This window comes from Trichococcus sp., from assembly GCF_055118575.1.
Genome location: NZ_JBSQPW010000002.1, coordinates 121,605 through 135,105 on the forward strand (window position 1 = coordinate 121,605; position 13,501 = coordinate 135,105).

A 13,501-nucleotide genomic window follows, 5' to 3' on the forward strand; every position below is an offset into this window, starting at 1 on the left:
ATATGAAAAAATGGCAAAAGACAATCATAAGTTTTGCAGCACTGTTTACCTTGGCGGCTTGCGGAGCCCAGGGAGGGACTGTCGATACGGCAGACTCAACAACAGCATCCGCCGAGGAAACTGAAGCAACGGTGACCATCGAGGATGCACGCGGATCAATAGAAGTGCCTAAAAATCCAGAAAACGTGGCTGTTTTGGATTTTGGACATTTGGATACGCTGATTGCTTTGGGCAAACAGGAGGCGGTTGCGGGTACTGCGACCGAAAACATGCCGGCTTATCTAGCGGATAAAGCTGATCAATTCGAGAATGTAGGGACGCTTAAGGAACCGAATATGGAGGCGTTGGCGGCTATGGCGCCGGAACTCATCATCATTTCGAACCGCTTGGCGGACTTCGCGGAACAACTGGAGGAAATCGCTCCTGTAGTCGTACTCAGCGTCGACTACACGGACTATTGGGGATCGGTCCAAAAGAACACCACTACCTTGGGGACGATTTTTGACGAGGAGGAAGCAGCGGAAGATGCCATCACAACCTTGGGCGAGGAGATAGAGGCCGTGAAAACGACGACAGCCGGAATCAACGAGAAAACATTGACATTGCTTTTGAACGACGGCAGCATGTCCGCTTTCAGCACGGGCTCACGTTTTGGTTTCATTTATGATACATTGGGCTTCACGCCTGTGGATGCAGCGATCGAGGATTCTACACATGGGCAGTCCATCGGATATGAAGGTTTGCTGGAAATCAATCCGCAAATTTTGTTTGTAGTCGATCGCACGGCGGCTGTCGGGACAGCTTCCGATGAAAATGCGGCGCTATTGGAGAATGAGTTCGTCTATCAAACCGATGCTTACATGAACAATAAAATCATCAACCTGTCCTCCGATTTGTGGTATCTTTCAGGCGGCGGGATTGAATCAATCCATCTGATGGTCGAAGAGCTCGCAGCGGACTTCCAGTAAGCAAAAGATTGTCCCTCTTATGGATTTTTCTCTATAATGATGGAAGGAAATCAGAAAGAGGTGCACGGTTTGGGAGCAAAACATTTCAATAAGGAAGACTTCAACGTTTTTGACATTCAGGGGCTCGACGAAAGGATGGCGGCCATCCGCGAACGGATCCAACCCAAGTTCCGGTATTTTGCGGAAGCGGGCGCCCGCTTCATGGTTTCGGAAGAGGGTGTTGAGTCGGAGGTGCCTGTCCATATCGCCAAGCACCTGCGCCGGACGAAGTATGCACCTGAGAATACCTGGTGCGCCATCGGTGGGGACACGAGGGGCTACAAGAAATATCCGCATTTCCAGATCGGGATTGCGAAAGAAGGTGTCAGCTTTTATCTTTGTCTGATCGATCAACCAGTCAAAGAAAAAGAAATGGCGGCCACTTTATTGGAACGGATTCCGGAACTGCAAAGATTGCCGCGTGATTACGTCGTTTCGGTCGACCATACCGTGCCGGATGTGCTTCCGATTGAGGCAGTCAATTGGGAGTCTGTCCTGATCCGATTGCGGGATGTGAAGAAAGCTGAGCTGTTGATCGGCCGCAAGTTGGCGCCAGCCGATCCGCGTTTGGCTAGTGAAGAAGACACGTTGGCAGTGATGGAGGAGACGCTTCATGAACTGCTACCGCTCTATCGGGCCTGCATGGAATTATACCGATGAAGGCGGAACCGCGACATACCAAAAAGGACTGAACAGGGATCGCTGTTCAGTCCTTTTTGGTATACAAGGAAAGTATAAAATTTTTCGGATTGAAAAGTGCTTCACCATAATCAGGGCTGAACGAACCCGTTCAGCTTTTCTTGCGTAAATCCGGTTTTCTTGTACAAAAAAACGGCAAATTGCTTTGCCGGTTCCTTGATGCCGCTCTCCGGGGAGATTAGCCTAATTTGTTGTAGTATTCTACTACGAATGACTCATCGATTTCAGCTGGCAATTCTTCGCGAACTGGCAGACGGTTCAATGAACCTTCCAATTTTTCTTCGTCGAAAGTAATGAAGTCAGGACGTCCGAACAAAGCTTCAGCAGCTGCTTTAACAACTACCAAGTTTTTGGATTTTTCACGCAAGCCGATTACTTGGCCAACAGCCACTTCGTATGAAGGGATATCGACACGTTTGCCATCGACAGTTACGTGACCGTGGTTAACTAATTGACGTGCTTGACGACGAGTAGAAGCCAAACCTAAACGGTAAACTACGTTATCCAAACGTTGTTCCAATAAGATCATGAAGTTAACACCTTGTTTACCTTCTTTGATTTTACCAGCTTTTTTGAATAAAGTTGCGAATTGGCGTTCGTTCATGCCGTACATGTGACGCAATTTTTGTTTTTCTTGCAATTGCATAGCATATTCAGATAATTTTTTACGGTTGTTAGGGCCGTGTTGACCTGGAACGTATGGACGACGCTCCAATTCTTTACCTGTTCCCAAAAGGGAGATGCCTAGACGACGAGCTTGTTTCCAACTTGGTCCTGTATAACGTGACATAATAAAATTCCTCCAATAAATGTTTGATTTTTGGAGTAAAATAAGAATGATAAGTCAGCAATGCGTGCAGGTCATCCTTCAATCTTCACCTTATGCAGCCGCAAGGGTACGCAATTGAACCATCTACAGATGGCGATGAACTGTTGACGCGGGTGCTTCTTTCTCGCTGCATTATTTTACACGAAGATTATTGTACCAAACAATGGAAGTTAATACAATGGAAAAGTGATGTTTTTCCTGTTTTGGGCTGTTGTGGAACGCTTTTACCATTCCAAGGAAAGGAATTAAGTTTCCATATAATTTTCTGGTTTCTGATTGGTTCTTTCTATGTTATACTAAAAAATGAGATATATTGGGCGTTTTCAATTTTAAATCAAATAAACGAAATTGTCGGAATAGGTGGAGGATTTATTGATGGAGTTTATATATTGGTTAGTAGCGATAATATTGTTAGTATTGGTCGGGTATGGTGCGATCATGTATTTGACAAGACAACAAGCGAATCGGATCAAAGCAATCGATGAGAAGAAACAAAAAGCGATGGCCATACCGGTGGCCGACAATCTGTTCACGTTGAAAAACATGAATTTGACAGGGCAAACGAAGCGCACCTATGAGAGTTGGCAAGCCACGTGGCAGACCATTACGCGTTTTCAGTATCCTGAAATTGAGGCGGCGCTGGTCAGTGCCGAACAGTACATTCAACGCATGAATTTCATCAAAGCGAAGCAAGCCATTTCGCAAGCGGACCAATTGATCGATGAAACAAAAAACAGCGTCGAAAAAGTGAACAAGGCACTCGAAAAATTATTGGAAAGTGCACAGGAAAACCGGAAAGAATTGGAAGAAATTCAGGAACGCTACAATAAAATCCGCAAACAATTACTGGCGCATAGCTTCACATTCGGTCCAGCCATCGAAACGTTGGAGAAGAACCTGAACTATATGGAGCTGGATTTCACGAAATTCAACTCATTGACGAACGAGGGCGACCATATGGAAGCCAAAGAAATTTTATCGCGCATCGAGCAGGATTTGCTGGTGATGGAAGAAGTCGTCGAAAAGATTCCTGAACTGAACGAAAAAATCAAAACAGAGTACGAAGAGCAAGTGAACGATCTGAAAGACGGCTACAAACGCCTATTGGATGAAAAGTACATTTTCGAAGGTGTGGATGTACCTGCTGAGATAGCTGAGGTCGAAAAAGAAATCCAGGAAGCAAAAGATTCCATCGGCCTTGCTGATATCAATGAAGCCGGCAAGAAGATGGATAAGGTCGAACGCGATATCGAAGCGGTCTATGCCATCATGGAGAAGGAAATGGAAGCCAAGGATTTTGTGGGACGCCATACGGCTAATCTGCAAAAGAAAATGGACCATGTCCTGCAGAGCAATCGTTATGTGCTGCTGGAAATCGACCGCGTTTCCCAGAATTACTTCCTGAACAAAAATGAGCTGGGCCGCGCGCAAGAGTTCGAAGAGCAGTTGCTGAAGGAAAATGAAGCTTTGCGTTACTACGAAAAGATGATGAAGGAACATGAGATTTCCTATTCAGTCGTCCGTGAATATTACGAAAAAATCAGCCAGCGTCTTTCCGAAATCGACAAAGAACAGTCCGAATTGGTAAGCAACCTGAGCGATTTGCGCAACCGCGAAAAGGAAATCAAGGACAGTATCGATCTTTACGAGTTGGACATGCGCAATATGAAACGGACAATCGAAAAATACCATCTGCCTGGCTTGCCGAAAGTCTATTTGGATCTTTTCTTCTCGGTAACGGACCGCATCGAAGATTTGGCTTCCAAATTGAACCGCGTGAAGATCGATATGGATGAAATTGATGCGATTTCCAAGATGTGCGAAGAGGATATCGAAATGTTGGATAACCAAACGCAAGCAATCGTGGACAATGCGATGCTGACAGAGTATATGATCCAGTACGCTAACCGTTTCCGTCATTCGCATGTGGAGATCGAAAATGCCATCAACAAAGCTTTGGTGCTTTTCCATCGCGAATATGACTATGAAGGTGCGTTGGAAGCCATCAAACTTCCGCTGAATCGCGTCGAATCAGGGGCTGCCCGCAAAGTGGAAGAATCCTATCAGGAAGAAAAGAATCGCCGCTACTATTAAATTCAGAACCAAAAATACGCAGGGGTCGGGACGTTGTCTCGGCCCCTTTTTCGATGCTGTCAGATGGGAACGCAAGAAATTTAAGCCGTATGCTTTTCATGGTCAGGCATTTTCTATATAATGGATAGGATATCCCGATGAGAGTGCAAAGTCAGTAAGGAAGTGTAGATAAAAATGATTTATTTTGACAACAGTGCGACAACAAAAATGTATCCGGAAGTTTTGGATACTTACCGGAAGGTCAATGAACAATTCTTTGGCAATCCCTCCAGTCTGCACAGATTAGGTAATGAAGCGGATGCTTTGCTGCAGCAATCGCGTAAACAGGTCGCACAATTGCTGGGCGCCCAACCGGATGAAATTTTCTTCACGAGCGGCGGCACAGAGAGCGACAACTGGGCGATCAAAGGCACAGCGATGGAGAAGTTCGCTTCAGGGAAACACATGATTGCCTCTTCTGTCGAACATCCTGCCGTCTCTAAGTCATTGGAGCAGCTGGAGAAGCTAGGTTTTGAAGTCACCTACTTGCCTGTCGATGCGGACGGAATCGTGTCCATCGAGGAGCTTGAGAAAGCGATAAGAAAAGATACGGTCCTGCTGAGCATCATGGCCATCAATAATGAAGTCGGCAGCATCCAACCAATCGAGGCCATCGGCGCGTTGCTGGAAAATTATCCTTGGGTCCATTTCCATGTGGATGCCGTGCAGGCAGTCGGCGAATGCGAGCCGCTAATCCGCCATCCCCGTGTGGATCTTTTGTCGCTTTCAGCGCACAAATTCCACGGCCCAAAAGGCATAGGGATCCTTTACAAAAAACATGGCAAACGGATCGCACCGCTGTTAACCGGAGGCGGTCAAGAGTCAGGGATGCGCAGCACAACAGAGAATGTGGGGGGGGTCGCAGCGATGGCGAAGGCTCTGCGCATGACGCTTGAAAGCAGTGCTTCAAGCCGCAAGCAAGAACAGTTGGTTCGGAGCAAGCTGGTTGCAGCCCTTTCGGAATACGAGGATGTCAGAATCTTTTCGCCTGAAGGCGGAGCCGGCCATATCCTCTGTTTCGCCATGAAAGGCGTCCGGGGAGAAGTGATGGTCCACGCATTCGAAAGCCAAGGTATCTTCATTTCAACAACCAGCGCCTGCTCGAGCAGGAAGAAAGGCACCCCCTACACATTGGGATCGATGGGCGTGCCCGTTTCCTGGAGCCAATGTGCGGTCCGGATAAGCCTTTCCGGCGAGAATACGGAAGCAGAAGCGGAAACCTTCATTGAACATTTCCGGAAATTGCACGAACAATTCCAAAAGATACAATAGAATAACTGACAGATTGGAAGAGAAGATAAATGGAAACGCACATTCAAATCCGCTTTGGCGAATTGTCCACCAAAGGAAAAAACAAAAAACGTTTTGTCCAACAATTGGCGCAAAATGTCAGGATGGTCACAAAGGATCATCCTGAAATCAAAATCAAACCCGAGCACGACTTTATGTTGTTGGAACTGAATGGAGCTGACGAAACTGACATTCTCGATCGTCTCCAACATGTGTTCGGAATCCAAAATTATTCCCCTGTCTATCTGGTCTCGCGAGATCTTAGCGAAGTGAAACGGATTTTGGTGGAGTTGCTTGCCAAAATGGATACTGCCGGCAAGACATTCAAAATCGCCACACGTCGTTCGGATCATGACTACGAGCATGACACGACCTTCATGAATGCCGAGTTGGGGGCCACCGTTTTGGATGCTTTCCCGGGCGTTGCGGTCAAGATGAAGCAGCCGGATATCCTTGTGCGCGTAGACATCAAGACCAGTGGCATTATGCTCAGCACGCAAACTTATCAGGGAGCTGGCGGCTTGCCTGTCGGTACCGGCGGCAGAGGCATGCTCATGCTTTCGGGCGGAATCGATTCGCCGGTGGCTGGTTATCTTGCCATGAAACGCGGTGTTAAGATCGAGGCAGTGCATTTCCACAGTCCGCCGTACACTAGTCCGCAAGCCTTGCAAAAAGCCAAAAATCTGGCTGGGAAATTGACCAAATTCGGCGGTGAAATTCAGTTCATCGAAGTGCCGTTCACGGAAATCCAGGAAGAAATCAAAGAGAAAGTGCCTGCGGATTATCTGATGACGGTCACGCGCCGGATGATGCTGCGGATCACGGATGCCATCAGAGCGGAACGTAAAGGACTGGCTATCTTCAACGGGGAATCTTTGGCCCAAGTTGCTTCCCAGACGCTGGAAAGCATGGTCGCCATCAATGATGTCACAACGACGCCGATCATCCGCCCGGTAGCAACGATGGACAAATTGGAAATCATCGCATTGGCACAGAAAATCGATACGTTTGATTTGTCGGTGCAACCATTCGAGGATTGCTGCACGATTTTTGCGCCACCGTCGCCAAAAACGAAACCGCATTTGGATAAGGCCAGACGCTTTGAAGCGCTCCTTGATTTGGAACCGCTCGTGGCGCGTGCGATTGCGGGCGTCATTGTGTCGAGCATCACCGGCCGTGAGGACACCGCCAGCCAAGACGAGGCACTTTTTTCTGATCTGCTTTGATTTGTCCTGCGAGAGCGTATCTTTACCATTAATCACCGCTTATCTGTATAATGAAAGTATTATCGGTTAAGGGGGAATGTTTTCATGCAAGTCACATTGAAGGGTGAAATTGTTGAAGTTTTAGGGACGCAGCCAGTGGTTGGGAAGAAGGCGCCGGCGTTTTCGTTGTACAATACGGAAGACGAAAAGGTAGCTTTGGATGATCTGCGCGGTTCAGTTGTCTTGATCAGCGTATTCCCAGATATCAATACGAGCGTCTGCGACAAACAAACACGCACATTCAACGAGACGGCGGCGAACATCGAAGGCTTGAAGTTGTTGTCGGTTTCGAGAAATACAAAAGAAGAATTGAATGACTGGTGCTCGGCGAACGGCATCGATATGCAGATGCTGCATGACGACGCAGGCGAGTTCGGCGAAGCTTATGGGCTTAAAATCCCAAAAATGGGCAACAAGTTGGCCCGCAGCGTGTTCGTCATCGACAAAGAAGGCGTCCTGTCCTATATGGAAATCGTCCCTGAAATCGCGACGGAGCCGAATGAAGAAGCAGCATTGGATGCTGCCAAAAAATTACTCTGATCGCATTGAGATTTCAATCAAAAGGTGCTAAACTAGTGGAGTATAAATAAAGCTTCGATCAAGAAGAGTAACTTACCCGGAACCACACAAGAGAGAAAAGCGTTTGGTGAAAGCTTTTTTGGGGAAGGAAAGTGAAGTAGCTTGTGAGCAAGTTGCGTGAAGGTCTATGGACTGAGTAGCGCAGCTCGGAGTATTCTCCGTTATCAAAAAGAGAGACAGGAATCCGATTCCTGTAATTTAGGTGGTACCGCGATTCATATCGTCCTGCATATTCGTATGCAGGGCGTTTTTTTTCGCAACAAATCGATGTAAAAAAGAGAGAGGAAGTGGCTGAATGTCTAAAGCAGACGCAATGCCGACAAAATATCAATCCCAGCAAGTGGAATCTGGGAAATATCAAAAATGGGTGGAAGCGGGGCTGTTCAAGCCTAGCGGTGACAAGAGCAAAAAACCGTATTCAATCGTGATTCCGCCTCCAAATGTAACGGGAAGACTGCACTTGGGCCATGCCTGGGATGTGACGTTGCAGGATATGCTGATCCGCCAAAAACGCATGCAGGGATTCGATACATTGTGGTTGCCGGGTATGGACCACGCCGGCATCGCTACCCAAGCCAAGGTTGAAGCGAAATTAGCCGAAGAGGGCCTTACCCGTTATGACTTGGGTCGAGAGGCCTTTGTCGACAAGGTTTGGGAATGGAAAGAAGATTACGCCAGCGTCATCCGCGAGCAATGGGGAAAAATGGGCATTTCCGTTGATTATGATCGGGAGCGATTCACATTGGACGACGGTTTGTCGGATGCAGTCCGTAAAGTCTTCGTCGGCTTGTACGAAAAAGGCTTGATCTATCGCGGTGCCTACATCATCAACTGGGATCCCAAAGCGAAAACTGCCTTATCCGACATCGAAGTCATCCATAAGGACGTGCAGGGCGCCTTCTACCACTTCCGCTATCCGATGACGGATGGTTCGGGCTATCTGGAATTGGCGACTACCCGTCCGGAAACGATGCTTGGTGATACCGCCATTGCTGTTCATCCGGAAGATGAAAGATATCAGCAGTTCATCGGCAAGACCGTGACTTTGCCGCTGGTGAACCGGGAAATCCCCGTCATAGCCGATGATTATGTCGAGATGGACTTCGGGACCGGGGTCGTAAAAATCACACCGGCTCATGACCCGAACGACTTTGAAGTCGGTCTGCGCCACGATTTGCCGCAAGTAAACGTCATGAACGATGATGCAACGATGAACGAAGCGGCCGGGAAATATGCAGGCATGGACCGTTTTGCAGCGCGCAAAGCGATCGTTAAAGATATGAAAGAACTGGGCTATTTGGTCAAAGTTGAAGAAATGACCCATAGCGTAGGACATTCGGAACGCACAAATGTTGTTGTGGAACCGCGCATCTCGACGCAATGGTTCGTCAAAATGCAACCGTTGGCTGAACGGGCAGTCGGAAACCAATCCACTGAGGAAAAAGTTTCCTTCTATCCGGAACGATTCGAGAGTACTTTCCTGACTTGGATGGGCAATGTCCACGACTGGGTCATCTCCCGTCAACTGTGGTGGGGACATCAAATCCCGGCCTGGTATCATAAGGAAACCGGCGAAATGTACGTCGGTATGGAAGCCCCAAGCGACAGCGAAAATTGGACACAGGACGAGGATGTTCTGGATACGTGGTTCAGTTCGGCGCTTTGGCCGTTCTCGACGATGGGCTGGCCGGATGAAGAAGCGGAAGATTTCAAACGTTATTTCCCTACCAGCACGTTGGTGACGGGGTATGATATCATCTTCTTCTGGGTAAGCCGGATGATCTTCCAGAGTCTGGAGTTCACGGAAAAGCATCCGTTCGAGAATGTGCTGATTCATGGTCTGATTCGTGATGAGCAAGGACGCAAGATGAGCAAGTCGCTCGGAAATGGAATCGATCCGATGGAAGTCGTCGAAAAATATGGGGCGGATGCCTTGCGTTGGTTCTTGGCCAACGGATCCGCACCGGGTCAGGATGTCCGCTTCAGCTATGAAAAGATGGATGCAGCCTGGAACTTCATCAATAAAATCTGGAATGCCAGCCGTTATGTGCTGCTGAATCTGGAAGATCTGACATTCGATGCTATCGATATCTCAGGAGAGAAGACAATCGCCGATAAATGGATCCTTTCCAGCCTGAACAAGACCATCATAAAAGTGACAGATCTGTTCGAGAAGTTTGAGTTCGGGGAAGCCGGTCGCTTGTTGTACCGTTTCATCTGGGACGATTACTGCGACTGGTATATCGAAATGTCCAAGGAAGTGCTGCAAGGGGAAAATGAAGAGGCGAAACAGACAACCCGCAGCATCTTGGCATATGTTTTGGATAATGTGTTGCGCTTATTGCATCCGGTCATGCCGTTCGTCACCGAAGAAATTTGGCAGAATGTACCGCATCAAGGCGATTCCATCGTGACGGCAGCCTATCCGGAAGCGGATCACAGCCAGATCGATGAAGCCGCTGAAGAAGCCATGGAAAAACTGATCGAGTTGATCCGCGGCGTCCGCAATGTCCGCGCTGAAATGAACACACCGTTGTCCAAGAAAGTTCCGATGCAATTGAAAGTCAATGACGAGGAGACCGAAGCGATTTTCCGCGCCAATGAATCGTACATCTTCCGCTTCTGCAATCCGGATACACTGGAAATCGGCCAACACATCCAGGCAGCCAGCGACGCTGTCACCGCAGTTTTCTCAGGCGGAGAGGTATATATGCCATTGGCCGGTCTGATCAAATTGGAAGATGAGATTTCCCGTCTCGAGAAGGAAGCGGAGAAATTGACCAAAGAAGTCGACCGTGTTGATAGCAAGTTGAACAATGAAAAATTCATCAGCAAAGCCCCGCAGGCTGTAATTGATGGAGAGAAGCAAAAAGGAGCGGAATACCGCGAAAAATTGGTGGCTGTGGAAGAGCGCATCGCTGCCCTAAAAGAACAGTTAGCTTGATGTTTGGATCAAATTGAACAAGAAGAACCCTATTGGCAAGTTCCTTTGTAGATAGGGTTCTTCTTAAATAGAAATGGAGTGAAGAGGCAAATGTTTGCAACTTATGAAGAAGCGATGGAATGGATCCATACCCGCAAAGGCATGGGCCCAAAACCGGGAATAGTCCGGATGAAATGGTTGATGGAAAAACTGGATCACCCGGAACGTAAATTCAGATCCATCCATATTGCCGGAACAAACGGAAAAGGATCGAATGTTGCTTACTTGAGAAGCCTGTTCATGGCGGCTGGTTATACGGTTGGGACTTTCACGTCGCCGCATATCGTCAGTTTCAACGAAAGGATCGGTGTGAATGGAGCGAATATTCCGGATGAGGATGTGCTGGAGCAAGCGAACATACTGCATGCACTCTATGAGGAAATCAGCCTGACCGATATGGGTCCGCTGACGGAATTCGAAGTGGTGACCGCAATGATGTTCTCCTATTTCGGTTCCCACCCTTGCGATGTCGTTTTGTTGGAAGTCGGCTTAGGCGGGCTTTACGATAGCACAAATATTGCCGAACCGGATCTGTCGCTCATCACGACGATAGGCAAAGACCACAGCAATATCCTTGGGGATACCCTTGCGGAAATCGCCTATCAGAAAGCGGGCATCATCAAGCAAGAGACACCTGTTGTCATCGGAAGATTGCCTGAAGTGGCCGTGGCGGTTATGCAGGACACTGCAGAAAGACAGGCTGCACCTTTGTATGCATTCGGCCCGGACTTCAGCGTCTCCAACTGGCATGAGGGTTCCGATTACCACGAAGTCTTTGATTTCTCATCCCGATTGGGGACGTTCGAAAACCTTGAAATCACACTGATGGGTGGACATCAAGTAGACAACGCGGCTACAGCGCTGCAAACGTTCTTGCTGTTCTGCGAAAAACACGCTTTAAGCTACTCGGAAGCGACAGTCAAAGCAGGACTTCTGGGGGCGGCCTGGCCGGTCCGGATGGAAATCATTTCCCAAGCTCCGTTTGTCATGTTGGATGGTGCCCACAATATCCCAGCAATGGAAGTTCTGACTGAAGCGATCAAGAAGAAGTTTGCTGACAAAGACATCACCATTCTGTTGGCGGCGTTGGCAGATAAGGATCTGGAGGAAATGGGCCAGTTGATCAAGTCGATTCCCGGCAGCAAACTACACGTTACCAGTTTCGATTTCCCGAGGGCTGCATCAATCAAGGAATTGTGCGAGCGGATGGGCGTATCGCAAGCGGCAGCCTACGAAGATTGGCGCTTTGCGATCGATGATCTGACGACGAAACAGTCCGAAGGGGGTATGTTGTTGGTTACAGGCTCGCTGTATTTTCTTTCCGAAGTAAGACATTATTTATTAAAGGATGAGGAGTTTTGAAATGCGTAAAAAAGCGATCATTTTTGATATGGATGGATTGATGTTCGATACGGAAACGTTGGGCTATCAGGCACAAGGTGAATTGGCTGAAGAAATGGCCTTGCCGATAGCATTCGACTTCGATTATTACCTGAAACAAGTAGGAAGATCCGACAAAGACGTGATGCCTGAATTGGCTTCCGATTTCGGGGATGCTGAACTGGCTGAACGATTTCTGCGGAAAATGAAGAAGAGGCAGACGGACATCGCTTCCGAGCAATGGCTCCCGGTCAAAAAAGGCCTTTATGATCTGTTGGCTTTTCTGAAGCAGGAAGGCGTGGTATGCGTTGTCGCATCCAGCAGCCGGAGGAGTGAGGTCAGTTTTTACCTAGAATTGGCTGATATTTCGCAGTACTTCCGCTACCAAGTCTGTGGAGATGAAGTATCTTTCGCCAAACCGGACCCGGAAATTTTCGTTAAGGCCTGGAAACCCCTCGGCATTCCGAAAGAAGACTGTCTGATCCTGGAAGATTCGCTTAACGGTATCCGCGCAGCCTATGATGCGGGCATCGAAGTGATCATGATCCCGGATCTCATTGTTCCTGATGACGAAGCAAAAGCCAAAACGATAGACATTTTGCCGGATCTGCACGCGGTCATGGATTGGCTGAAAGAGAAATAACCTGTATTGCTCCTTCCTGCGTATTTATTGGGTAGACAGAAGGAAAGGGGTAAAACAATGGTGCAAGAAACAAATCTACTGATGGAGGTCCCAAAAGCCTCGCGTCCGCGTGAAAGATTGGATCAGTTCGGAGAAAAAGCCTTGGCGACGCATGAACTATTGGCGATCATTTTGCGGACAGGGCCCAGAGACAGTAATGTCATTCAATTGGCATTGCGGGTTCTGAATGAGTTCGAAGATCTGCATTCCTTGAAGATGGCTTCACTGGAAGAGTTGACTTCAATAAATGGTATCGGCCGAACCAAAGCAATCGAAATCAAGGCCTGTGTCGAATTGGGGGTACGCGTAGCCAATGCCACACAATTGAAGAGTGGAACAATCACTTCGACGCAGAGCGCCGGCACACTTTTGCAGAAAGAGATGCGCGATCTGCAGCAAGAGCACGTGGTGGCTGTCTATCTGAACACAAAGAACGAAATCATCAAGAAGAAGACGATATTCATCGGCAGCTTGAACAGTTCGGTCGCCCATCCGCGCGAGATTTTCCGGGAGGCGGTAAGGTTCGCGGCTGCGCGGATCATCCTCGCGCACAATCATCGTGAGACACGTTCGCAATTGAAAAGATTGCGCACACTGTCCGAATTGTCCTAAGGCAAAAGGAAAGTCGTGAACTCCAAGCCCGACGGGTGAAAT

At 48.2% G+C, this 13,501-nt stretch carries 11 protein-coding genes and 1 other annotated feature; of the genes, 10 read left to right on the plus strand and 1 reads right to left on the minus strand.

Features of this window, described 5'->3' with window-relative positions; all coding sequences use genetic code 11:
• Nucleotides 1-2 precede the first annotated feature (2 nt).
• Nucleotides 3-968: a siderophore ABC transporter substrate-binding protein gene (locus ACTCCX_RS01145; RefSeq protein WP_463274325.1), complete on the plus strand. Its 966-nt coding sequence runs from the start codon at nt 3-5 to the stop codon at nt 966-968.
• Nucleotides 969-1,004: 36 nt separating this feature from the next.
• Nucleotides 1,005-1,667: a DUF1054 family protein gene (locus tag ACTCCX_RS01150; protein ID WP_463274326.1), complete on the plus strand. Its 663-nt coding sequence runs from the start codon at nt 1,005-1,007 to the stop codon at nt 1,665-1,667.
• Nucleotides 1,668-1,884: 217 nt separating this feature from the next.
• On the opposite strand, the gene rpsD is transcribed toward ACTCCX_RS01150, so the two are convergent.
• A complete protein-coding gene (gene rpsD / locus ACTCCX_RS01155) occupies nt 1,885-2,496 on the minus strand; it encodes a 30S ribosomal protein S4 (protein WP_068560083.1) in 612 nt (203 codons plus the stop codon).
• A 414-nt stretch (nt 2,497-2,910) separates the two neighbouring features.
• On the opposite strand from rpsD, the gene ACTCCX_RS01160 reads away from it, so the two are divergent.
• From ACTCCX_RS01160 to radC, 8 genes are all read left to right on the plus strand, one after another.
• Nucleotides 2,911-4,629, plus strand: a complete 1,719-nt coding sequence (locus ACTCCX_RS01160; RefSeq protein ID WP_463274327.1) for a septation ring formation regulator EzrA — start codon at nt 2,911-2,913, stop codon at nt 4,627-4,629.
• A gap of 174 nt (nt 4,630-4,803) precedes the next feature.
• Nucleotides 4,804-5,940: a cysteine desulfurase family protein gene (locus ACTCCX_RS01165; protein ID WP_463274328.1), complete on the plus strand. Its 1,137-nt coding sequence runs from the start codon at nt 4,804-4,806 to the stop codon at nt 5,938-5,940.
• Nucleotides 5,941-5,969: 29 nt separating this feature from the next.
• Nucleotides 5,970-7,184 (plus strand): tRNA uracil 4-sulfurtransferase ThiI, encoded by a 1,215-nt coding sequence (gene thiI, locus ACTCCX_RS01170; protein WP_463274329.1) that lies wholly within the window; start codon nt 5,970-5,972, stop codon nt 7,182-7,184.
• 84 nt (nt 7,185-7,268) lie between these two features.
• Nucleotides 7,269-7,763 (plus strand): thiol peroxidase, encoded by a 495-nt coding sequence (gene tpx, locus ACTCCX_RS01175; RefSeq protein WP_463274330.1) that lies wholly within the window; start codon nt 7,269-7,271, stop codon nt 7,761-7,763.
• A 45-nt stretch (nt 7,764-7,808) separates the two neighbouring features.
• Nucleotides 7,809-8,033 (plus strand) — a binding site (T-box leader).
• 64 nt (nt 8,034-8,097) lie between these two features.
• Entirely contained in the window at nt 8,098-10,746 is a 2,649-nt protein-coding gene (locus ACTCCX_RS01180; protein ID WP_463274331.1) for a valine--tRNA ligase, read from the plus strand.
• Between the two features lie 90 nt (nt 10,747-10,836).
• The gene (locus tag ACTCCX_RS01185) at nt 10,837-12,147 is read left to right on the plus strand and encodes a bifunctional folylpolyglutamate synthase/dihydrofolate synthase (RefSeq protein ID WP_463274332.1); all 1,311 of its coding nucleotides are present in this window, start codon (nt 10,837-10,839) and stop codon (nt 12,145-12,147) included.
• 1 nt (nt 12,148) lies between these two features.
• Nucleotides 12,149-12,808, plus strand: coding sequence for an HAD family hydrolase (locus ACTCCX_RS01190; protein WP_463274333.1), 660 nt, complete (start codon nt 12,149-12,151; stop codon nt 12,806-12,808).
• Nucleotides 12,809-12,865: 57 nt separating this feature from the next.
• Entirely contained in the window at nt 12,866-13,459 is a 594-nt protein-coding gene (gene radC, locus ACTCCX_RS01195) for a RadC family protein (RefSeq protein WP_463274334.1), read from the plus strand.
• Nucleotides 13,460-13,501 lie beyond the last annotated feature (42 nt).